The 21,987-nt window shown below is 67.4% G+C and carries 21 protein-coding genes and 1 pseudogene; 9 read left to right on the forward strand and 13 right to left on the reverse strand.

What is annotated here, in order from left to right:
- Positions 1-38: 38 nt before the first annotated feature.
- Positions 39-1,748, reverse strand: coding sequence for a bifunctional sulfate adenylyltransferase/adenylylsulfate kinase (locus tag ACTZWU_RS12885; protein WP_444737766.1), 1,710 nt, complete (start codon positions 1,746-1,748; stop codon positions 39-41).
- A 212-nt stretch (positions 1,749-1,960) separates the two neighbouring features.
- Here ACTZWU_RS12885 and ACTZWU_RS12890 point away from each other — a divergent pair, with 212 nt between their 5' ends.
- Positions 1,961-2,548 carry a hypothetical protein gene (locus tag ACTZWU_RS12890; RefSeq protein ID WP_444737767.1) on the forward strand — a complete coding sequence of 196 codons (588 nt, stop codon included), beginning with the start codon at positions 1,961-1,963 and terminating at the stop codon, positions 2,546-2,548.
- A 228-nt stretch (positions 2,549-2,776) separates the two neighbouring features.
- Here the strand turns inward: ACTZWU_RS12890 and trxB are convergent, their stop codons facing one another.
- Positions 2,777-3,757 carry a thioredoxin-disulfide reductase gene (gene trxB, locus ACTZWU_RS12895; RefSeq protein ID WP_444737768.1) on the reverse strand — a complete coding sequence of 327 codons (981 nt, stop codon included), beginning with the start codon at positions 3,755-3,757 and terminating at the stop codon, positions 2,777-2,779.
- Positions 3,758-3,905: 148 nt separating this feature from the next.
- Between trxB and ACTZWU_RS12900 the strand changes: the two genes are divergently transcribed.
- A complete protein-coding gene (locus tag ACTZWU_RS12900) occupies positions 3,906-4,406 on the forward strand; it encodes an Lrp/AsnC family transcriptional regulator (protein WP_444737769.1) in 501 nt (166 codons plus the stop codon).
- A 172-nt stretch (positions 4,407-4,578) separates the two neighbouring features.
- Here the strand turns inward: ACTZWU_RS12900 and pgeF are convergent, their stop codons facing one another.
- The 3 genes from pgeF to lgt are packed head-to-tail and all read right to left on the reverse strand — an operon-like array spanning position 4,579 to position 7,275.
- Positions 4,579-5,343, reverse strand: a complete 765-nt coding sequence (gene pgeF / locus ACTZWU_RS12905; RefSeq protein ID WP_444737770.1) for a peptidoglycan editing factor PgeF — start codon at positions 5,341-5,343, stop codon at positions 4,579-4,581.
- Positions 5,327-6,388: a class I SAM-dependent methyltransferase gene (locus tag ACTZWU_RS12910; protein WP_444737771.1), complete on the reverse strand. Its 1,062-nt coding sequence runs from the start codon at positions 6,386-6,388 to the stop codon at positions 5,327-5,329. Before ACTZWU_RS12910 ends, pgeF begins: the two co-directional genes overlap by 17 nt.
- Positions 6,385-7,275, reverse strand: a complete 891-nt coding sequence (gene lgt / locus ACTZWU_RS12915) for a prolipoprotein diacylglyceryl transferase (RefSeq protein ID WP_444737772.1) — start codon at positions 7,273-7,275, stop codon at positions 6,385-6,387. Before lgt ends, ACTZWU_RS12910 begins: the two co-directional genes overlap by 4 nt.
- A gap of 138 nt (positions 7,276-7,413) precedes the next feature.
- Here lgt and ACTZWU_RS12920 point away from each other — a divergent pair, with 138 nt between their 5' ends.
- A complete protein-coding gene (locus ACTZWU_RS12920; RefSeq protein ID WP_444737773.1) occupies positions 7,414-7,674 on the forward strand; it encodes an accessory factor UbiK family protein in 261 nt (86 codons plus the stop codon).
- Here ACTZWU_RS12920 and ACTZWU_RS12925 read toward each other — a convergent pair.
- Positions 7,662-7,988: a DUF6476 family protein gene (locus ACTZWU_RS12925; RefSeq protein ID WP_444737774.1), complete on the reverse strand. Its 327-nt coding sequence runs from the start codon at positions 7,986-7,988 to the stop codon at positions 7,662-7,664. The genes ACTZWU_RS12920 and ACTZWU_RS12925 overlap by 13 nt on opposite strands.
- On the opposite strand from ACTZWU_RS12925, the gene ACTZWU_RS12930 reads away from it, so the two are divergent.
- The 3 genes from ACTZWU_RS12930 to ACTZWU_RS12940 all read left to right on the forward strand — a co-directional run bounded on the left by ACTZWU_RS12930 (position 7,987) and on the right by ACTZWU_RS12940 (position 11,172).
- Positions 7,987-9,015 carry an RluA family pseudouridine synthase gene (locus tag ACTZWU_RS12930; RefSeq protein ID WP_444737775.1) on the forward strand — a complete coding sequence of 343 codons (1,029 nt, stop codon included), beginning with the start codon at positions 7,987-7,989 and terminating at the stop codon, positions 9,013-9,015. The genes ACTZWU_RS12925 and ACTZWU_RS12930 overlap by 2 nt on opposite strands.
- Positions 9,016-9,144: 129 nt before the next feature.
- Positions 9,145-10,056, forward strand: coding sequence for an RNA polymerase sigma factor RpoH (rpoH, locus tag ACTZWU_RS12935; protein ID WP_444737776.1), 912 nt, complete (start codon positions 9,145-9,147; stop codon positions 10,054-10,056).
- A gap of 90 nt (positions 10,057-10,146) precedes the next feature.
- The gene (locus ACTZWU_RS12940) at positions 10,147-11,172 is read left to right on the forward strand and encodes a hypothetical protein (RefSeq protein ID WP_444737777.1); all 1,026 of its coding nucleotides are present in this window, start codon (positions 10,147-10,149) and stop codon (positions 11,170-11,172) included.
- On the opposite strand, the gene ACTZWU_RS12945 is transcribed toward ACTZWU_RS12940, so the two are convergent.
- The 4 genes and pseudogenes from ACTZWU_RS12945 to rplU form a co-directional block, all read right to left on the reverse strand.
- Positions 11,169-12,167, reverse strand: coding sequence for an LLM class flavin-dependent oxidoreductase (locus ACTZWU_RS12945; RefSeq protein WP_444737831.1), 999 nt, complete (start codon positions 12,165-12,167; stop codon positions 11,169-11,171). The two genes, ACTZWU_RS12940 and ACTZWU_RS12945, sit on opposite strands and share 4 nt — an antisense overlap.
- Before the next feature lie 150 nt (positions 12,168-12,317).
- Positions 12,318-12,872 (reverse strand): GNAT family N-acetyltransferase, encoded by a 555-nt coding sequence (locus tag ACTZWU_RS12950; protein WP_444737778.1) that lies wholly within the window; start codon positions 12,870-12,872, stop codon positions 12,318-12,320.
- Positions 12,873-13,008: 136 nt separating this feature from the next.
- Complete coding sequence (rpmA, locus tag ACTZWU_RS12955) at positions 13,009-13,281, reverse strand: 50S ribosomal protein L27 (RefSeq protein WP_444737779.1); 273 nt, start codon at positions 13,279-13,281, stop codon at positions 13,009-13,011.
- A 21-nt stretch (positions 13,282-13,302) separates the two neighbouring features.
- Positions 13,303-13,662, reverse strand: a pseudogene (rplU, locus tag ACTZWU_RS12960) (50S ribosomal protein L21); the annotation flags it as partial.
- 300 nt (positions 13,663-13,962) lie between these two features.
- Here rplU and ACTZWU_RS12965 point away from each other — a divergent pair.
- A complete protein-coding gene (locus tag ACTZWU_RS12965; protein WP_444737780.1) occupies positions 13,963-14,940 on the forward strand; it encodes a zinc-binding metallopeptidase family protein in 978 nt (325 codons plus the stop codon).
- 5 nt (positions 14,941-14,945) lie between these two features.
- On the opposite strand, the gene ACTZWU_RS12970 is transcribed toward ACTZWU_RS12965, so the two are convergent.
- Positions 14,946-16,766 carry an ABC-F family ATP-binding cassette domain-containing protein gene (locus ACTZWU_RS12970; protein WP_444737781.1) on the reverse strand — a complete coding sequence of 607 codons (1,821 nt, stop codon included), beginning with the start codon at positions 16,764-16,766 and terminating at the stop codon, positions 14,946-14,948.
- A 138-nt stretch (positions 16,767-16,904) separates the two neighbouring features.
- On the opposite strand from ACTZWU_RS12970, the gene ACTZWU_RS12975 reads away from it, so the two are divergent.
- Together ACTZWU_RS12975 and ACTZWU_RS12980 are read left to right on the forward strand one after the other, a co-directional pair.
- Positions 16,905-17,903: a Fe(3+) ABC transporter substrate-binding protein gene (locus tag ACTZWU_RS12975; protein ID WP_444737782.1), complete on the forward strand. Its 999-nt coding sequence runs from the start codon at positions 16,905-16,907 to the stop codon at positions 17,901-17,903.
- Positions 17,904-18,035: 132 nt separating this feature from the next.
- Entirely contained in the window at positions 18,036-18,974 is a 939-nt protein-coding gene (locus ACTZWU_RS12980; protein WP_444737783.1) for a nucleoside hydrolase, read from the forward strand.
- Here the strand turns inward: ACTZWU_RS12980 and ACTZWU_RS12985 are convergent.
- Together ACTZWU_RS12985 and bamA are read right to left on the reverse strand one after the other, a co-directional pair.
- Complete coding sequence (locus tag ACTZWU_RS12985) at positions 18,971-19,660, reverse strand: OmpH family outer membrane protein (RefSeq protein WP_444737784.1); 690 nt, start codon at positions 19,658-19,660, stop codon at positions 18,971-18,973. The genes ACTZWU_RS12980 and ACTZWU_RS12985 overlap by 4 nt on opposite strands.
- 1 nt (position 19,661) lies before the next feature.
- Positions 19,662-21,956, reverse strand: a complete 2,295-nt coding sequence (bamA, locus tag ACTZWU_RS12990; protein WP_444737785.1) for an outer membrane protein assembly factor BamA — start codon at positions 21,954-21,956, stop codon at positions 19,662-19,664.
- Between the last annotated feature and the right edge of the window lie 31 nt (positions 21,957-21,987).

The following is a 21,987-nucleotide window of genomic DNA, read 5'->3' on the forward strand; positions in this document are numbered from 1 at the left end:
CCGCCGGGGCGGGGCCGTCTTTCAGAACCGGTCGCGGATCACTCCAGACCGATCAGCCCCATGCTTTCCAGCTTCAGCAGCACCTGATGGGCGGCGCCGTCCACATCGATATTGCTGGTGTCGATGCGCAGTTCGGGATTCGACGGTTCCTCGTAAGGGTCCGAGATGCCGGTGAATTCCTTGATCTTGCCCTCACGCGCCAGCTTGTAGAGGCCCTTGCGGTCACGGCGTTCGCATTCCTCGATGGGCGTGGCCACATGCACCTCGACAAAGGCGCCGCCGGCCTCGACCATCTCGCGCACCGCGCGGCGGGTCGCCGTATAGGGCGCGATGGGCGCACAGATCGCGATGCCGCCATTCTTGGTGATCTCGGAGGCGACATAGCCGATCCGCTTGATGTTGATGTCGCGGTGCTCTTTCGAGAAGCCCAGCTCGCTCGACAGATGCTTGCGGACCACGTCACCATCCAGCAGCGACACGGGACGCCCGCCCATCTCCATCAGCTTGACCATCAGCGCGTTGGCGACGGTGGACTTGCCCGACCCCGACAGGCCGGTGAAGAACACCGTGAAGCCCTGCTTCGCGCGCGGGGGAGAGGTGCGGCGCAGCTGCGTCACCACCTCGGGGAAGCTGAACCATTCGGGAATGTCCAGCCCCTCGCGCAGGCGGCGGCGCAGTTCGGTGCCGCTGATATCCAGCACGGTGCAGCCCTCGGGGACCTCGTTGGCGGGATAATATTGCGCTTTTTCCTGCACATAGACCATATGCTTGAAATCGACCATCTCGACGCCGATCTCGTCCTGATGCTGCTTGAACAGGTCCTGCGCGTCATAGGGGCCGTAGAAATCGACGCCCGCGCTGTTCTTGCCGGGGCCGGCATGGTCGCGGCCGACGATGAAATGCGTGGCGCCGTGGTTCTTGCGGATCAGGCCGTGCCAGACCGCCTCGCGCGGGCCGGCCATGCGCATCGCCAGGTTCAACAGCGACAGCGTGGTGGTCGCGGCCGGATACTTGTCCAGCACCGCCTCGTAGCAGCGCACGCGGGTGAAGTGGTCCACGTCACCGGGCTTGGTCATGCCGACGACCGGGTGGATCATCAGGTTGGCCTGCGCCTCGCGCGCGGCACGGAAGGTCAGCTCCTGGTGCGCGCGGTGCAGCGGGTTGCGGGTCTGGAAGACCACGACACGCTGCCAGTTCAGCTTCTTGAACATCGCGCGCAATTCGTTCGGCGTGTTGCGGCGGCCGCGGAAATCGTAATGCGTCGGCGCCTGCAGGCCCTTGATCGGGCCGCCCAGATAGACCGGGCCCGCGACATTGTGCAGGTAGTTCACCGCCGGATGGGCCAGATCGTCCGCACCAAAGACCTTTTCGGCCTCGCGCGCCTTGTTCGGCACCCATTTGTCGGTGACGGACATGATCGCCAGGATGACGCCTTCCTGATCGCGCAGCGCGATATCGGTGCCCGGCTCAAGCCCCTCGGCGAATTTCTCGCTGACATCCAGCGTGATCGGCATCGGCCACAGCGCACCCGATTCGAGACGCATGTTCTCGACCACGCCGTTGTAATCGGCCTCGGTCAGAAAGCCCTTGAGCGGGTTGAAGCCCCCATTCATCAGCAGCTCCAGATCACAGATCTGGCGCGCGGTCAGGTCCCAGCTGGGCATCGCGCCCGCCTCGTCCTTCAGCGCGAGGGCGGCATCGGCCGAGACGAAAAGCTCGGGGATCGGCAGGTGGTTCGGATTGGTCATCGTTTCGACTCGGATATTTGCCACGGATAAAGGAATTGCGCGCGCCCCGGCGGGGCCACGCGCGTCGGGTCTGCTCTAGCGCGGTCGAAAGCGATATTCAACCTTGGGAAAACGCCTCGGCGCGACCTGTGGCCGCAAAGCGTCATGGCCTTGCAGGAACTTCGCCCCGTCTGGGCCGTTGATGGGCAAGTCACCGAAAAACGAGGCACGCCATGACCCGCGACCCGCAACCCCACGAAGCCCCCAGTCCTGCAGAATTGCGCGCCCTGTCGCGCGACGAACAGGAACTGGCCGACATGGCGCGCAATCCCGCGCTGGCCGGGCTGAGCGACCGCGATCTTGCCGACCTGATCTCGCGCCTGCGCGAGCGGCGCAATCGCGCCCGCGACATCGGCGACCGTCAGGGCCGCGAGGCGCGCGGCAAGCAGGCCCCCGCCGGTGCGACCATCGCCAGCAGCAATCACGGCACGATCAGCAAGCATGATTTCCTGTCCGAGGCGCTGGACCGCGCGATGGACGAACGCGAGCGCCGCGGCGGAGAGCATGGCGATCCCGTGACCGAAGGCGCGCATGGGCAAAAGGATCAGGCCGAGCTGACCCGCAAAGCGCAGGCGATGGCGAATGAAGGCCGCCGCGACAGCGATCTGGATGACGACGGCGCGCCCCTTCACCCCAACGACCCCGATGCCGATAGCGGCAAGGCCGGGATGGATGCGACGGCGCGCAACACCGCACCCTCGGGCGCGCTGGACCATGCGGGCGAACTGCCCGCGCGCGAACGCTCTCGCACACGTCAGTGATCCCCGCAGCGGCAGCGCCGTCGCGCCACCCGGATTCTGCAACCGGATCGTCGCAGCGCGGGCAGGATACGGGACAACCTGCCCGCGCTGGCGCGAGCGGTTCGGGCAGGATCAGGACAGGCGCCCTGATCCCAAGGCGATATGACAGGTCAGGATCGTTCATGCGCCCAGACTAGGCGCAGCCGATCCCGAATCTCAAACCCGGAATGCCTAGTATTTGAACGATCCTCAGACCGTCGCCACCACGCCCTGCGGGGCGGGCTCGACCTCGCCCAGACCCGCCAGATAATGCTCGGCATCCAGCGCGGCCATGCAGCCCATCCCGGCGCTGGTCACGGCCTGACGATAGACATGATCGGTCAGATCGCCCGCCGCAAAGACCCCCGGAACCGAGGTGCGCGTGCTGCCCGGCTCGACCTTCACATAGCCGCCATTATGCAGCTCCAGCTGGTCCTTGACCAATTCGCTGGCCGGCGCATGGCCGATCGCTACGAAGACCCCGTCCGCCGCCAGATCCCGCGTGCTGCCATCCACGGTCGAGCGCAGGATAACCCCGCTCACGCCCATCGGCGTATCGACGCCCGTCACCTCGGCCAGTTCGTGGTTCCAGATCACATCGACCTTGGGATTCTTGAACAGCCGCGCCTGCAGGATCTTTTCCGCACGCAGGCTGTCACGGCGATGCACCAGCGTCACCTTGCTGGCGAACTTGGTCAGGAACAGCGCCTCTTCGACGGCGGTGTTGCCGCCGCCGATCACCACGACCTCGCGGTTGCGATAGAAGAAGCCGTCGCAGGTCGCGCAGGCGCTGACGCCGAAACCCTTGAACTTCTCCTCGGAGGGCAGGCCCAGCCAGCGCGCCTGCGCCCCGGTGGCCAGGATCACCGCATCCGCCGTGACCACCCGCCCGCTGTCGCATTCGGCGACAAAGGGGCGCTGGCCCAGATCCAGCCGCGTCACCATGTCGGTCACGATATCGGCACCCATCGCGCGGGCATGGGCCTCCATCTTCACCATCAGCTCGGGGCCCTGGATCTCGGTCTCGCCGGGCCAGTTCTCGACCTCGGTGGTGATGGTCAGCTGCCCGCCGGGCTGCATCCCCTGGATCAGCATCGGGTTCAGCATGGCACGTGCGGCATAGACCGCCGCCGTGTAACCCGCAGGCCCAGACCCCACGATCAGAAGTTTGACATGCACAGCGTCACTCATCTTGCGCCCCGTTTCCCGTTTGTGCATCAGGTAGCCCCTTACGGCCGGGACTTCAACGGATGGCCCTCGCGCGAAAGAATATTGCGCAGAGAGGGTGCGCATTGTAGCGTCCGGCCACGCCCGAACAATCAGAATGAAAGAGCCCGGAATGGCTGGCGCCCGCCTCGACGATATCGACCGCAAGATTCTGGCCGAATTGCAGGCCGATGGCCGGATGACCAATGTGGAACTGGCGCGACGGGTCGGCATCTCGGCCCCGCCCTGCCTGCGCCGCGTCCGCACGCTCGAGGAGCTGGGCTATATCCGCGGCTATCACGCCCGCATCGACGCCCGCGAACTGGGGCTGGAGGTGCAGGTCTTTGCGATGGTGCGCCTTGCCTCGCAATCCGAACGCGACCTGGCGGCCTTCGAATCGCTGGTGCAGGATTGGCCGATGGTCCGCGAATGCCACATGCTGAACGGCGAGATCGACTTCATCCTCAAATGCATCTCGCCCGACCTGTCCAGCTTTCAGCGCTTCCTGACCAATTCCCTGACCGCCGCGCCGAACGTGGCCAGCGTCAAGACCTCGCTGGTGATCCGCGCCGCCAAGACCGAGCCCGCCGTCCCCTTCGAGGTGGTCGAGGACCGCGCCCGCGACGCGGGCTGAGGCGCGCGCGCACGCAACAGCGTTCGCAAGCGGTGTACGTCCTGTGCACACCCGGTGCATCCGCCGTGTACGCCCGGTGAGGCCCTTTTCCCGGCAAATGCTGGCCCTTCGCGCCCTTGCAGCCCCTGCCCGTTGCGCGGTGCCGCGAAGCAACGCCCGCAGGCGTTGCGCGTCAGAGCGCGATGGCGCTGATCAGGCGGCCGTAATCGACCTGACCCTCATGCGTGGCGCGGCGATAGCTGAAGAAGCGGTCGGGGTCGGCATAGGTGCAGTGGCGCGACCATTCGGCCTCGACCCCGGCCTCGCGCAGACGCTTCAGGCCGAAACCCGGCAGGTCGAAATGCGGGCTGCCCTTGGGGCCGCCGCTGAAGAAGCGTTCCGATTCAGGGTCTTCGGCCAGAAACTCGTCCATGAAGGCATCGCCCACCTCGTAATTGCGCTGGCTGATCGTGGGGCCGATCACGGCCCGGATCTCGGTCGCGCCCAGATCGCGCATGGAAGCGACCGTCGCCTCGATCACGCCGGCCAGCGCGCCGCGCCAACCCGCATGGCAGGCGCCCACCACGCCCGCCGCCGGGTCGGCCAGCAGGATCGGCTGACAATCGGCGGTCAGCACCGCGATGGCCACGTCGCGCCGCGCGGTAACAATGCCGTCGGCATTGATTTCCTTGACCTTTTCCAGATCATCACCGGACCCAAGCGTGACCACATCGGCGGAATGGACCTGCTTGACGGTCGCCAGACAGGCGGGCTGGACCCCCATCGCCACGGCCACGCGGGCGCGGTTGACCTGGACCATGTCGCTCTGATCGGTCGAGCGCCGCCCGCAATTCAGCCCCGAGAACAGCCCCGACGAGGCCCCCCCCTTGCGCGTGAAAAAGCCGTGCCGGACCGGCGACAGCAGCGGATGGGTCAGGATCTCAAGCGTCGTCTGCATGACGTGTCAGCGCCTCGAAGCCGGGGACCGGAGGCGCCCCTTTCGGCCAGATTGCAAGGGTCTTGAACAGGTGACCCATTTCGTCTGCGTGGGTCAAGCGCCGAAGCGCGACCATCGCTCCCGCGTCGCCCGCCTGCGCCAGCCGCCGCGCCCGTGCCTCGGCTCCAAGCGTCAGCAGCCAGTCGCCCTGACGCCCCATCCGCGAGGCGACCGCCCCGGCCCGGATCGCGGCGGCGGCAAGAGGCGCGAAATCCACATGGGCGGTCAGATCGGCCTCGCCCGGATGGGCCAGCGGATCGTCGGGCGCATGGCCGCGCAGGGCCTGGAACGTGTCGCCACGCCCGTCCCAGCCGCCGTAATCGACAAGGATCGCCGCCCCCCCGTGGCGCGCGATATGGCGGGCGATGGCCTCGGTCGCGGCGACGGCGGCGGGGCAATCCTCGACGATATCGCCGGGCTGGCCCGTGCGGGGCAGATCGACCACCGGCCCCAGCCCCATCGCCAGAGCGCCATCCCCGCCCAGCCCGACCATGCGTTCGCGCCAACCGTCCGCGGTCATCTGAAACTGCCGGATCGGCAGCGCGTCAAGAAACTCGTTCGCCATCAGGAACAAGGGCTTGGGCGGCAGATCCTCGATCCGGTCAAGATGCAGGACCGGCCCCAGACGGTCGCGCTGGACCTGCCGCAGATGAGGCGAGGCTTCGATCAGGGCGATCTCGGCCGCCTCGGTCATGCCCGGCGCCACGCGGATCGCGCGGCGCATGTCGGCCATCAGCGTGCCGCGCCCCGGCCCCGGTTCGGCCAGCAGGCAGGGCGCGGGGCGGCCCTGATCCATCCAGGCCTGCGCCAGAGCCAGACCGCAAAGCTCTCCGTAAAGCTGGTGGATCTCGGGGGCGGTGGTGAAATCGCCCGCCGCGCCAAAGGGATCGCGCGTCGCGTAATAACCGTGGCGGCTGTCCAGCAGGCAGATCTGCATGTAATCGGCCAACGTGATCGGCCCCGTGGCGCGGATGCGCGCCGCGATGATCCCAGCCAGAGGCGTCATGCGCCGCGATCGCCCACAGGCGCGCGGCGTCGTGCCTGCCAGATCAGCGCCAGCCCGATCAGGACCATCGGCAACGACAGGACCTGCCCCATCGTCAGCCCGATGACCGGCCCGCCGATCACATGGCCAAGCGGGTTGTCGGGCGTGATGAACTGCGCGTCGGCCACGCGGAAGATCTCGACGAACATGCGCGCCAGACCATAGCCCGCAAGGAACACGCCAAAGACCAGACCGGGACGGCGCAGCCCGCCTGCGCGGACCAGCAGCAGAAGGATCAGGCCCAGCAGCAGCCCTTCGAGGCCCGCCTCGTAAAGCTGGCTCGGATGGCGGGCGCAGGGGCCGATGATGCCGGGGCAATCCTGCGCGGCGGGGCCGGGAAAGATCACGCCCCAGGGCAGGTCGGTCGGGCGGCCCCACAGCTCGGCATTGATGAAGTTCGCCAGCCGTCCAAAGAAGATGCCGATGGGTGCCACCACCGCCATCGCATCGGCCAGGGGCAGGATCGCCACGCCATTGCGCCGCGCCCAGAGCCAAGATGCGACGATCACCCCGGCAAAGCCTCCGTGAAAGCTCATCCCGCCCTGCCAGACCATCGGGATCTGCGCGGGGTTGGCCAGGTAATAGGCCGGATCGTAGAACAGCACGAAGCCCAGCCTGCCGCCGACGATGACCCCCAGGATCACCCAGGTCAGCAGGTCATCAACCTGCTCGGGCGCGCAAGGCGCGCGGCCGCCCCAGATCGCCGGGCGGCGCATCATCGACACGATCAGCCGCCACCCAAGGATCAGCCCGACGATATAGGCCAGCGCATACCAGCGCAGCGACAGCGACAGCCCGCCAAGGTTCAGCGTGAAGATCTCGGGGGATATCTGCGGAAAGGGGATCATGGGGCCTCGGGCTCGGAATTCGGGCGCACGCTATCGGCCAGCCCCGCCATGTCAACCGCAAGGCGGCACCGAAAGCCGCATTGAACCGCGCGCGCCCCCGGACCATATAGAGGGCAAGTTCAGGACAAGAGGCCAGCCATGACGACGCAGAACCGCTTTTTCGACGATATCTCGAAGCTGATGACCAACGCGATGGGCGTGGCGCAGGGCGCGCGCAGCGAGGCCGAGACCGCCATGAAGGGCTGGATCGACCGCTGGCTGGCCGAGCGCGATTTCGTCACCCGCGAGGAATTCGAGGCCGTGCGCGAAATGGCCATCAAGGCCCGCACCGAGAATGCCGAGCTGAAGGCCCGGCTGGACGCGCTGGAAAAGCCCGCCAGCGCCGATCAGGGCGCCTGATCGGCCTCGATCCGGCCGCGCAGCACCCCTGCGCGGTCGTATAGCAGGATCTCGCCTGCTTCGGTCACCACGACCAGCCAATCGCGGGCAAAGGTGACGGCAGCGGGGCTTGCCCCATCGGGCAGCTGCACGACGTCGGGCAGTTCGGGCATTTCGGCCTGCACGGGCTGACCCAGACGCAGCCATAGCAGCGCCACCACCGCGATCATCCCCATCCCCATCACCAGCGCGAGGCCCGTGACCAGCGTCTTGAGAAAGCGCAGTTCCGGAACCGCTTTCGCCTCGGCCTTCCAGTCGCTATCGTCCCGTCCCATGTCCATCCTTGTCGTCACGATCCCCGAGAACCCGCCCGAACGGCTTGATAAGGCGCTTGCGCTGGCTGTGCCAGAGGAAGCCGCCCTGTCGCGTTCGCGCCTTGCGCGCCTGATCATCGAGGGCGCCGTCACCGGCCCGTCGGGCCTTGCCCGCGACGTGAAGGCCCGCGTGACGGGGGGCGAGGAATACCGCATCGCCCTGACCGCCCCCGCCGAGGTCAAGACCCGCCCCGAGGCGATCCCGCTGACCATCGCGCACGAGGATGATGACCTCATCGTGATCGACAAGCCCGCCGGAATGGTCGTCCATCCGGCGCCGGGCAGTCCCTCGGGGACGCTGGTGAACGCGCTTCTGGCCCATTGCCGCGAATCGCTGTCGGGGATCGGGGGCGAAAGACGGCCGGGCATCGTCCACCGGATCGACAAGGACACGTCGGGCCTCTTGGTCGTGGCGAAATCCGACCGCGCCCATCACGGCCTTGCCGCCCAGTTCGAGGCGCACAGCGCCCGTCGCCTCTATCTGGCGCTGGCGCATGGGGTGATCGACCCCGCCGATCCGCGCCTGCGCGGCACGCGCGGCGTCAGCTTCGAACCCGGCCATGTCCTGCGGATCGCCACCCATCTGGACCGCCACCCGACCGACCGCCAGAAACAGGCGGTGCATTTCGACAAGGGCCGCCATGCCGTCACGCGGGCGCGCCTGCTGGAGGCGTTCGGCACGCCGCCTTCGGCCATGCTGGTGGAATGCCGGCTGGAAACCGGGCGCACGCACCAGATCCGGGTGCATATGGCCCATGCCGGGCTGGGGCTGATCGGCGATCCGGTCTATGGCGGGGCGCGCAAGGCCTCGGTCAAGGCCCTCGGGGCGGCGGCGGCGGCGGTCTCGGCCTTTCCGCGTCAGGCACTGCACGCGGCGCATCTGGGCTTCACCCACCCGGTCACGGGACAGGACATGGCCTTTGACAGCAAGCTGCCGCAGGACATGGGCGATCTTTTGTCTGCGCTGAGGGGGGCGTCGGAAGCTTGACGTTAACGTGAGCCGATTTGGGATTACAAACCTGTCGAAATCGCTCAATCTATCCTGAACACGGCCTTGCCGTCGGGGAACCGATGCGCGATCCGTGGCGTTCTTTTCGATCCTTGAAAGGCCCGAATGATGGCAAGTTACAGCAACCTTCCGGCGCCCAGCCCAGAACAGGGGCTGAACCGCTATCTGCAAGAGATCCGCAAGTTCCCCCTCCTCCAACCCGAGGAAGAATACATGCTGGCCAAGGCCTGGGCCGATCACCAGGACAGCGAGGCCGCGCATCGGCTTGTGACCAGCCACCTGCGGCTGGCCGCCAAGATCGCCATGGGCTATCGCGGCTACGGCCTGCCACAGGCCGAGGTCATCTCCGAGGCGAATGTCGGCCTGATGCAGGCGGTCAAGCGCTTCGACCCGGAAAAGGGCTTCCGTCTGGCCACCTATGCGATGTGGTGGATCCGCGCATCGATCCAGGAATACATCCTGCGGTCCTGGTCGCTGGTGAAGATGGGCACGACCAGCGCGCAGAAAAAGCTGTTCTTCAACCTGCGCAAGGCGAAATCCCGCATCGGTGCGCTGGAAGAGGGCGATCTGCGCCCCGAGAACGTCGCCCAGATCGCCCATGACCTGAACGTCACCGAACAGGAAGTGATCGACATGAACCGCCGCCTGTCGGGGGGCGACGCGTCGTTGAACGCGACGGTGGGTTCGGGCGACGGCGAATCGGCCGCGCAATGGCAGGACTGGCTGGAGGACGAGGATGCCGACCAGGCCAGCGCCTATGCCGAATCCGAGGAACTGGACGCCCGCCGCCAGATGCTGATCGCGGCGATGGATGCGCTGAACGAACGCGAGCGCGACATCCTGATGGAACGCCGCCTCCGCGACGAACCGATGACGCTTGAGGATCTGTCCACCCGCTACGGCGTCTCGCGCGAGCGTATCCGCCAAATCGAAGTTCGCGCCTTCGAGAAACTTCAGGACCGGATGCGCGGCCTCGCCCGCGAAAAGGGCATGCGCATCGCCGAGGCCGACGCGCTCTGACCCTTGCAGCACCGATCCGGGCGCCGGGGCGCGATTGACGCCCCCGGACCCGGCGCTATGGTCTGGCGAAGGCAGGGCAGATCGGGACAGATGACAGCGCTGAAACAGTTCCAACGGCTCGAAGCCCAGGGCGCGTGGCGCGAGACGCCCGATGCGCGCCTGCGCGAGGTGATCGTGTCAGTCGGCGAGGCGACGCTGACGCTCTCCGACCCGAAATCCGACCGCCCCCTGACGCATTGGTCGCTGCCCGCCGTCGCCAGGCTCAATCCCGGCCAGACGCCCGCGATCTATACCCCCACCCATGACACGCCCGACGAGATCGTCGAAATCGACGATCCGCTGATGATCGACGCGATCGAACGCGTGCAGGATGCCATAGCCGCCCATCGCGCCCATCCGGGGCGCCTGCGAAGCGTGCTGACGCTGCTGGCGGCGACGGTGATGATCGCAGGCGCGGTCTTCTGGCTGCCCGACGCGCTGATCCGCCACGCCGCCAACATCGCGCCGCCCGCGCAGGCGCGCCAGATCGGTCTGGCCGTCCTGGCCGATATGGAACGCAGCGGCGGCGCGGTCTGCACGCGCGCCTCGGGACAGGCGGTGCTGGATTGGCTGGCGCCGCGCCTCGTGGGCTCCGAGGCGGTCATCAAGGTGATTCCCGGCCCGCTGAACGGCGCCAGGCGGCTGCCCGGCGGGGTCTATGTCTTGGGGGGTGACCTGCTTCTGGCCGCGCCCGCGCCCGAAGGCCCGGCGGTGCACCTGATCGCCGCCTCGCTGGCAGAAACCGAGACGCAGATACGGCTTGACGCGCTGCGCCATGCGGGCCTCGGCGCGGTGCTGCGGCTCTGGACCCTCGGAGCATTGCCGCGCGAGGCGATGGAGGGCTATGGCGAGACACTCCTGTCACAGGCCCTGCCCCGGCCCGACAGCCCAGCCCTGCTGCAGGCTGTGGGGGATCGCGGCCTGCCATCCGAACCCTACGCCCTGAGCATCGATCCCACCGGCGCATCGGTCCTGCCCCTGATCGAGCGCGACCCGATACGCCAAGGTGATGTGGCACCGGCCAACCTGCTGACCGACCCGCAATGGATCGCGCTCCAGCAGATCTGCGCTGGCTAGGCGGCCTTCGCCGCGGGCATCTCGGACAGGATCCGGGCCGCGATCTTGAAACTGCGCAGCCGCGCCGCATGGTCATGGATCTGCCCGGTCAGGATCACCTCGTCGGGCCGGTGCCGCGCAATCAGTTCGGCCAGCTGGCGCCGCACGGCAGCCTCATCCCCCACCGCGCTGATCCGCAAGGCGCGATCCACGGCCTGCCGCATCCCCGCGCCGATCGCCGCGTCGATATCATCGACGGGGCGGGGCAGCTTGCCCGGTTGCCCGCTGCGAAGCCGGGCAAAGGCCAACTGCATCGTGGTCCGCAACCGCTCGGCCTCGGCCTGATCATCGGCGGCAAAAACGTTGATTGCCATGATCGCGCAAGGCCGCGCCGCATGGCGCGAAGGGCGGAAATGCGCGCGATAGACCTCCAGCGCGCGCTCTAGATCGTCGGGCGCGAAATGGCTGGCAAAAGCATAGGGCAGGCCCAGATGCGCAGCCAATTGCGCCCCAAAAAGGCTGCTGCCCAGGATCCAGACCGGCACATGCGTCCCCTCTCCGGGCAGCGCACGAACGGCGGCGCCGGGCCGCTCGTCCCCCAGATACGAGATCACCTCGACCACGTCCTGCGGAAAGCTGTCGGCCAACGGATCGCGGCGCAAGGCACGGATGACGGCCCCGTCCCCGCCCGGCGCGCGACCCAGACCCAGATCGATCCGCCCCGGAAAGACGGTCGCCAGGGTGCCGAAAGCCTCGGCCACGCTCAGCGGCGCGTGATTGGGCAGCATGATCCCGCCCGCACCCACGCGCATCCGCTCGGTCGCCTGCGCGACCAGCGAGATCAGCACCGAAGTCGCGGCCGAGGCGATGCCCGGCATGTTGTGATGCTCCGCCAGCCAAAAGCGGTGATAGCCCCAGCTCTCGGCATGGCGCGCCAGATCGACGCTGTTCAGGATCGCCTGCCGCGCATCCTGCCCCTCGGGCACCGGCGACAGATCCAGAAGCGAATAGGGAATGTGCTCACTCATCCCCGAAAGCTAAGCCGCCCCCGCCCGGATTCAATCCCCGACCGGCATTTGCCTTGGTGCAAATATCCTCAGGGGGTGAATTGCCCGGCACGGGCAAGAGGGGGCGCGAGCGCCCCCTTCCCTCGGCGCGCGGGCCGGTCAGGCCATCTTGCGCAGATAGGTCCAGGTCGGCACACGGGCATTGCGCGCGACCGACCAGCTTTCGGCATCGCCCAGATAGACGAAGCCGCAATTGGTCAGCACCCGAGCCGAGCCGGGATTGTCCTGAAACGCCTCGGCGAACAGCGTGCGCGAGCCATGCGGATTGGCCGCAACGAGGCCCGCGACGGCCTCGGTCGCAAAGCCCGTATTCCAGAACCCCGCACCGACCCAGAAGCCCAGCTCGGACTGGTCGCCCTCCATCCGGGTCAGCGACACGACGCCCAGAAGCTCGGCCAGCTGGCTGTGAGAGCCGTCGATGGCCCAGACATCCTCGCGCCGGTCGGCGGCAAGGGCCCGCGCCACGAACCCCTCGGCCGCCCCGGGCGGCAGCGGATGGGGGATGGCGCGCGTGCCTTCGGCCACCCGGCGGTCGGCGGTGTAATGCGCGATCAGCCCGGCATCCGAGACGCGCAGCGGGCGCAGCAGCAGCCGCTCGGTCTCGATCGTGATCTGGTCGGCGGCGCCAAGCGCCAGCGCGTTGAGGTCGTCCAAAGCTGTCCCCTCCCTCAAGGGTGCAGACATCACCATGTTTCCTCCTCCGGAAACGGTCATGAAACAGAGCATTTAAATGGCCGGGGGGACCGGCTTCCGCCGATCCCCCCTCTAGCAGCGAATTGTTACGCTCGGGTTACTCGGCAGCGTCGAGGGCGGCGGGCATCACCGAAATGAAGGTGCGGCCCTTCAGGCCCTTGCGAAAGGTCACCTGGCCATCGGTCAGCGCGAACAGGGTGTGATCCTTGCCCATGCCGACATTGACGCCCGGCCACATCTTGGTACCGCGCTGACGCACGATGATGTTGCCGGCGATGGCTTCCTGCCCGCCATAGAGTTTCACGCCAAGACGGCGACCAGCCGAATCGCGACCGTTGCGGGACGAACCGCCTGCTTTCTTATGTGCCATGGGTCAGTCTCCTTACGCTTCGACGGTGGCTTTGGTGGAAGCACCGATTGCGGCCTTGACGCCGGTCTTGTCGGCGCCGGTTTCCAGCACGTCGGTCACGCGCAGCAGGGTCAGCTGCTGGCGATGGCCGCGGGTGCGCTGCGAGCTGTGCTTGCGGCGGCGCTTGACGTAGGTGATCACCTTGTCGGCCTTGATCTGGTCGATCACTTCGGCCTGCACGCAGGCACCGGCGACCAGAGGCGCGCCAAGGGTCGAACCGACCATCAGCACGTCGTTGAACTGGACTTTCTCGCCAGCGGCGGCGGCCAGCTTCTCGACACGCAGGACATCGCCCGCCTGCACCTTGTATTGCTTGCCGCCTGTCTTCAGAACCGCGAACATCGCTTCACTTCCCTTTTCTGCCGCGTCCTGCGGCCCCGCCGGTTCCGTGGCGCCTAGCGCCCGTCACCGTCAGAGTTCAGGGGCAAGGCCCCGCCTTCGGACAGCGCACCCATCATCCGGGTGTCATCAATAAAACATGCCGGCCATGAGCCTGCGGCCCGACCGGATCACGCGCATATGGACGAGCGCGCGCCCCGTGTCAAGAAAACCCCGCCGAAACTTTGTCCAAGCCCGCGCCTGCGCGTCGGGAACCGCAGGGCTTCGGCGCGGCTTTCCCCCTGCCACGCGAGAGGGAACCCTTTGCAACGCTTTGCCTGCCCCCGATGCGGGGCCCGCGCCTATTTCCACAACCTGACCTGCCTCTGCGGGACAAGGCTGGCCTATGACCCCGAGGCCCGCGCGATGGTCGCGGACGGCCCCGCCTGCGCGAACCGCGACCTGATCGGCTGCAACTGGGTGGCGGATGCGGGCTCTGCGGCGGGGCTTTGCCAGTCCTGCGCCATGTCGCGGGTGATCCCCGATCCGGGCATCGGCGACAACCGGGCCCTGTTCGACCGGGCCGAGCGCGCGAAGCGGTGGGTTCTGGCGAATCTGTCGAACTGGGGATGGTTCACCGCGGCCGATCCGGGGCGCCGGCCGCATTTCCTGATGCTGTCCGAACATGTCGAAGGCCGGACCGAGCAGATCACGATGGGCCATGCGGCGGGCGAGATCACCATAAACATCACCGAGGCCGACGCCCTGATCCGCCTGCAGCGCCAGCGCGATCTGGGCGAGCAATACCGCTCCATGGTGGGGCATTTCCGCCATGAACTGGCGCATTTCCTCTTTGACCGGCTGGCCGTGGCTCCGGGTTTCCTGCCCGCCTTTCGCGCGTGCTTCGGCGACGAGCGTCAGGATTACGCGGCCGCGCTGGCGCGCCACTACGCAGACCCGCGCGATCCGGGCGAGGATTTCATCACCGCCTATGCGACCGCCCACCCGCACGAGGATTGGGCAGAGACGGTCGCCCACCTGCTGCATCTGGTCGATTTCACCGACAGTTTCTCAAGCGCGGGCCTGATCCTGCCGGGCATGAAGCCGGATTTCCACCCCTACGAGGAAATCGATACCGACCTGCTGCTGAGCGTCGGCACCGAGATCGCCATTGCGGTCAATGACATCAACCGCGCGCTGGACAATGACGACCTCTATCCCTTCGTGCTGACGCCGGGCGTGCGCCACAAGCTGCGTTTCGCCCATCACTGGCTGACGCGGCATCGCAGCCGTGGCGCCTGAGCGCGTCAGGCCCCGGCGCGTTCCTCAAGGGTCAGCCATTCCTCCTCGGCCTGGGCCAGGGCCTGCTGGCGTTCGACCAGCGCGTCCGAGGCTTTCTGGAACTTGGCGGGCGCGGTCTGAAACAGGGCCGGGTCCGACAGGAATTCGGTCAGCTTGGCGATCTCGGCCTCGAGCCGGGCGATGATGGCGGGCAGCGCGTCCAGCCGGTGCTTCTCGCTGAAGCTGAGGCCGGGGCGGGCGGCCTGCTTCGGCGCCTCGGGCGCGGGGGCTGCGTCCTTCGGGGCCTCGCGCACCGGGGCGGCGGCGGCTGGCTGCGCCTCGGCGCGTTGGGCGCGGTAATCGCTGTAGCCGCCTGCATAGATCGTAGCGCGGCCGTCGCCCTCCATCGCGATGGTCGTGTAGGCCACGCGGTCGATGAAGTCGCGGTCGTGGCTGACCAGCAGCACGGTGCCGTCATATTCACCCAGCAGGTCCTGCAGCAGATCCAGCGTCTCGACATCCAGATCGTTGGTCGGCTCGTCCAGAACCAGCAGGTTCGAGGGCCGCGCCATCAGCCGCGCCAGCAGCAGACGCGCCTTCTCGCCGCCCGACAGGCTGCGGACGGGCGCGCGGGCCTGCGCGTCGTCGAACAGGAAATCCTTGAGATAGGCGACAACATGTCGGGGCTGGCCGCGCACCATGACCTGATCGGCCCGGCCCGAGACGCGCATGTCCGGGTCCCCGGTCAGCGATTCCCACAGCGTCTGGTCGGGGTTCAGCGCCGCGCGGGCCTGATCGAAAACAGCGATTTCCAGATTGGTGCCAAGCGAGATCTGCCCCTGATCGGGCGCGATCTCGCCGGTCAGCATCTTGATCAGCGTCGTCTTGCCCGCCCCGTTCGGGCCGACAAAGGCGATCCGGTCGCCCCGGTTCACGCGCAGATCGAAGGGCCGCAGGATCACGCGGTCGCCGAAGGCCTTGGCGATGCCCTGCGCCTCGATCACCTTCTTGCCCGAGACCGGACCCGAATCCAGCGCCATCGCCGCCGTGCCCTGACGGCGGATCTGGGCGCCGCGTTCGGCGCGCATCGCGGCCAGCGCGCGCAGGCGGCCCTGATTGCGCTTGCGCCGGGCGCTGATCCCCTCGACCGCCCAACGGGCCTCGGCCTTGATCTTGCGGTCCAGCTTGTGGCGGGCATCATCCTCGGCGGACCAGACGGCCTCGCGCCAATCCTCGAAGGCCTCGAAGCCCTTTTCCTGACGGCGCACCTCGCCCCGGTCCACCCACAGCGTCGCGCGCGTCAGGCGGCGCAGAAAGGCGCGGTCGTGGCTGATCAGCACGAACCCGGCGCGGGTCTGGGACAGGTGTTCCTCCAGCCAGCCGATGGCCTCGATGTCCAGATGGTTGGTCGGCTCGTCCAGCAGCATCAGCTCTGGCGCCTGCGCCAGAAGCCGCGCCAGCGCCGCGCGCCTGCGTTCCCCGCCCGAGGCCGTGGCGACGGGGCGCTCGGGGTCGAACTTCAGCCCCTCGGCGGCCATGTCCACGCGATACCCCTCGTCCTCGGGCAGGCCCGCGCGGGCGAAGGCGCCAAGCGTGTCGAAGCCCGCCAGATCGGGGTCCTGCTCCATATAGCCGACGGTGACGCCGGCCGAGAGGACGACATCGCCCCGGTCAGGCTCGACAAGGCCGGCCATGACCTTCATCAGCGTTGATTTGCCCGAGCCGTTACGCCCCACCAGCGCGACACGGTCACCGGGCTGGATGGTCAGCGAAAGGCCGTCGAATACCGGATCGCCGCCGAAGGTCAGCGAGATCTCGTTCAGTTGCAGAAGGGGTGCGCGTGCCATGCGCGGGGCCTATCGCGCGACCCCGATCTGGTCAATCCGTCACGCGCGGGGGACGACATGTCGCAGCGCGCAGATTTTCTTGACAGCTTTCGTCGGATTATGGCAAGAGCGCCGGGAAATCTGACAAAAGAGGTCAACATGCGTCTCCTGACCACCGTCGCCGTTCTCGGCGCCACCGCGATCCCGGCCTTCGCCGAAGAGGTGAACGTCTATTCGCACCGTCAGCCCGAGCTGATCCAGCCGCTGTTCGACGCCTTCACGGCCGAAACCGGCATCACGGTCAATTCGTCCTTTGTGGACAAGGGCATGGTCGAGCGCCTGCAGGCCGAGGGCGCGCGTTCGCCCGCCGACCTGATCCTGACCGTTGACGTGGCCCGTCTGGGCGAGGTCGAAGAGGCCGGTGTCACCCAGCCGATGGACGCCGAGGCGCTTTCGGTCATCCCCGCGACCCTGCGCGACGACGAAAATCAGTGGTTCGCCCTGACCACCCGCGCCCGCATCATCTATGCCCACAAGGACCGTGTGGCGGATGGCGAAATCACCACCTATGAGGATCTGGCCGATCCGAAATGGCAGGGCCGCATCTGCACCCGCGTCTTTACCCATGATTACAACGTCGCCCTGACCGCCGCCCATCTGGCGCATCACGGCGAAGAGGCCACCGTCGCCTGGCTGGAAGGCATCAAGGCGAACCTCGCCCGCAAGCCCGAAGGCGGAGACCGCGACCAGGTCAAGGCGATCTGGGCCGGGGAATGCGACATCGCCATCGGCAACACCTATTACATGGGCGGCATGCTGGCCGATGAGGAGCAGAAGGCCTGGGCCGAGTCGGTGCGCATCGAATTCCCGACCTTCGAGAATGGCGGCACCCATCTGAACATCTCGGGCGTCGCCATGACCTCGGCCGCGCCGAACCGCGACAACGCGCTGAAGCTGGTGGAATTCCTGGTCGGTGACGAAGCGCAGCGCATCTATGCCGAGACGAACCACGAATTCCCCGTCAAGGAAGGCGTGGCCCTGTCCGAGCTGGTCGCCAGCTGGGGCGAGTTCGAGGCCGACGATCTGGCCCTGTCCGAGATCTCGGATCTGCGCCCGCGCGCGCTGGACCTGATCGAGCGCGTCAACTTCGACGGCTGATCCTTGCCGGGGGCGGAGAGTGGGGGCCAGCCCCCACACCCCCGGGATATTTGAACCAAGGCAAAGGCGCAGGCGGGGGCTTGCGCCTTTTGCATGTCTGGCGCAGGTTTCGGCCTGACATTGGAGTGAGAGATGGCGCAGAAGATCATCATCGATACCGATCCGGGCCAGGACGATGCCGTGGCCATCCTGCTGGCTCTGGCCTCGCCCGAGATCGAGGTTCTGGGCGTCGTGGCGGTCGCGGGGAACGTGCCGCTGGCGCTGACCGAGGTGAATGCCCGCAAGATCGTGGAACTGGCGGGTCGAACGGATGTGCCGGTCTTTGCGGGTTGCGACAGGCCGCTGGCGCGGGATCTTGTGACGGCCGAGCATGTGCATGGCAAGACCGGGCTTGACGGCATCGACCTGCCCGCGCCCGGCCTGCCCTTGCAGGCGCAGCACGGGGTCGAGTTCATCATCGAGGCGTTGCGCCGGGAGGCGGCGGGCAGCGTGACGCTGGTGCCCATCGGGCCTTTGACCAACATTGCCGAGGCGTTCCGCCGTGCGCCCGACATCATCGGCCGGGTGCAGCGCATCGTGCTGATGGGCGGGGCCTATTTCGAGGTGGGCAACATCACGCCGGCCGCCGAGTTCAACATCTATGTCGATCCGGAGGCCGCCGCCGAGGTCTTTGCCTCGGGTGTGCCGATCGTGATGATGCCGCTGGATGTGACGCACAAGGCGCTGACCTCGCGCGATTGGGTCGAGGGGATGCGGGCCCTGCCGGGGCGCTGCGGCCCCGCCGTGGCAAGCTGGACCGATTTCTTCGAGCGTTACGACCGCGAAAAATACGGCAGCAGCGGCGCGCCCCTGCACGACCCCTGCACAATCGCCTGGCTGATCCGCCCCGATCTGTTCCATGGCCGCGAGATCAATGTCGAGGTCGAGACCGAGGGGAAGTTCACCACCGGCATGACGGTCGCCGATTGGTGGCGTGTCAGCGGGCGGGCCCCGAATGCGCTGTTCATCCGCGATCTGGACCGCGACGGGATGTTTGCGCTGTTGACCGAGCGGCTGGCGACGCTGCCCTAACGCGGAGCGTCGGGCAGGGGGACGGCCCCTGCCCCGTCGCCGATCTCGCGGTCGAGGCGGTCGGTCAGCGCCTCGGTGATGTCGATCGCGTCCAGCGAGACGAAGACCGTGCGATAGTCCAGCACCGCCACCGCGCCGCGTTCGGACATCATGTCACCCATATGCGGCAGCGCCGCGCGGACGAAGGCGTCCCGATCCGCATCGGCCCAATCGTTCAGCGCCTGCACCGCCTGGGCGCGTTCGCGCCGGATCCGGGTGGCGCGCTGGTCGAAGGCTTCGGCCAGGCTGCGGAATTCGTCAGGCGGCAAGGTCGCGCGCTGTTCGGTCAGCGTGGCCTCTTCCGAGGAGAGAAGCTGGGTCAGACGCTCGTTCTCGGCGACGATCTTGCTGCCTTCGGCCTCGAGCAGGGTCTGGGCGCGGCGTCCCCAGGCGGATTGGGTATAGAGCCGGTTCTGGTCGATGGTCAGGATGGCCGATGCCGGAAGACCCGACAGGTCGGGCTGGGCGATCACCCGCGCGGGCAGATCGCCGGCCGCGGCGGGCATGTCCGGGGTGGGCATCCTGGGCGTGGGCAGGTCGGCATCGGCCGAGACGCCGCCCGGAGGCGCACCTTCGGCCTGCGCCAGCGCGGCGCCGGGCAGGGCCAGCGCCGCGACCAGCGCCGCGATGAGACCCGCGCCGCGCATCTCAGAACTGGGTCTGGATCGTCAGGTCGAAATTCTGCGTGCGGTCGAAATCTTCCTTGCTCAGCGCCTTGGAGAAATTGAACCGCAAGGGCCCGATGGGCGTCGTCCAGAAGATCGAGGCGCCCACCGAGGACCGCACCTGCATGCTGTCGTTGATCGTGCCCGTCGTCCCCGCCACGTCGTCCAGACCCCAGAGCGAGCCGACATCGGCAAAGAGGCCGCCGCTGATACCGTATTCCTCGGGCAGGCCGATGGGGAACTGCGCCTCGGCGCGGGCGGCCCAGAAATACTTGCCACCGAGCGCGTCCTGATTGCCTGCGCCCAGATCGCGCGGGCCAAGGCCGTTCGGCTCGAAGCCGCGGATGCGGCTGCCACTGCGGAAGCGGTCGAGAATCCAGGGCTGGTAGCCGTCATAGCCCTCGATGGCGCCGGCCTCGACCTGGGCGCGCAGCGTGATCTCTTCACGCCAGGCATTGCTTTCGACGCCCGCCGAAACCGTCGTGGTCACGGCCTTCGCATCGCCGCCGAAGCCTGAAATGTCCTGACCGAAGCTGAAGCGATACGAGGTCAGCGGGTCCAGCCCCGTGCGGCGGCTGTCCCAGTTATAGGTGTAGCCCAGGGCCGAGGTGACGCGGCTGCCCTCTTCGTTGCGCAGCTGGACCGAGCTGTCCTCGTCCACGTTGCGCAGCGTATCCTTGGATGCGCGGTAGCGCAGTTCCAGCCGGGCATTCTGCGAGACCGGGAATTCGATCGAAGGGCGCAGGCCAAGCGTGCGGGTGTCGTAATCGGAATTGAGGCTCTCGGTCTCGTTGTAGTTCGCCGCGATGCTGAAGCGCAGGTTACGGCCCAGGAAGAACGGTTCCGAGAAGTTGACCGATGCCGTGCGGTCGCCGCTGGCGGTCGATATCTGCAGCCCGACCGACTGGCCGCGCCCGAGGAAGTTCTCCTCGCTCAGACCGGCATTCAGGCCGATCCCGGCATTGACGCCGTAAGAGGCACCAAAGGACAGGGAGCCGGTCGGCTGTTCCTCGACGTTGACGCCGACGATGACCTGATCGGGGCCGCTGCCCTGCCGGGTCTCGACCTGGGCATCCGCGAAATAGCCAAGCGCGCGGATCCGTTCAGCCGAATTGCGGATCTCGCGCGGGTTGAAGGGGTCGCCCTCGACGGCCGAGAACTGGCGGCGGATCACTTCATCCAGCGTGGTCGTATTGCCCTCGATGTCGATGCGCTCGACAAAGACGCGCTGGCCGCGCACCAGCGCGAAGGTCAGGTCCAGCGTCTGGTTTTCCGGGTTCCGGGTGACGCGGGGCTCGATATTGACGAAGTTCAGGCCCTGCTGGATGGCGATGGTTTCCATCCGGCGGATCGTGTTGTCGATGACGGCGGGGTTGTAGACCTCGCCCCGGCGGACGCGGTTCTGCGCGGCAAAGGCCGCGGCATCGACGCCCGGGACCTCGGACACGGTGTCGATGCGCCCGAAGCGGTAGCGCGGGCCTTCCTGGATGTTGAAGGTGATGAAGAAGGCGTCGCGTTCGCGCGCGATTTCAGGGGTCACGGCCTGCACGCGGAAATCGGCATAGCCGCGCGAGCGGTAGAAATCGGTCAGAAGCTGCTCGTCCAGCGGGATGCGCTCGGGCGAGAAGGCGTCGCGGCGGATGAAGGTCCGCAGAAGGCCGGCTTGCTTGGTCTGCAGCACGTTCCGCAGGCGGCGGTCGGAAAAGGCGCGGTTGCCGGTGAAGCTGAGGCGTTCGATCTCGGTGACATTGCCTTCGCGGACCTCGAAGACCAGATCGACGCGGTTGTCGCTGCGGCGGATGATGCGCGGATCGACGCGGGCGGCCAGACGGCCCTCGGCGGCATAGACCTCGGCGATGGCCTGCGCGTCCTGGATCGCCTGGCTGGGCTGGTAGATGCGGCGTTCCTGACTGCGGATGATCTCGGACAGGCGCTCGTTGTTGAGGCGGCGGTTGCCCTCGAAGTTGATCCGGCTGATCGTGGGATACTCGCGCACCCGCACGACAAGCGTGCCGCCCTGCTGGACGATCTCGACCGTCTCGAACAGGCCCGAATTCTGCAGGCGTTGCAGGGCGTCGTTGATCTCGCCCGGCGAGGCGTTCCCGGCGGGCAGGTTCATGAAGGAGCGGATCGTCCCTTCCTCGACGCGCTGGTTCCCTTCGACCCGGATGGCCGAGATGGTCTGCGCGCTGGCCTGCCAAGGCGCCACGCCCGCCGGTGCGGCAATTGCCAGAGCCGTCATCAGCGCCACAGCGCCCTTGCCCAGTTTCCGTGTCATGACTGCCCCTCTTGTGTCGGCGACCGCGACG

Source organism: Paracoccus sp. NSM (assembly GCF_052379855.1).
Lineage (GTDB): Bacteria > Pseudomonadota > Alphaproteobacteria > Rhodobacterales > Rhodobacteraceae > Paracoccus.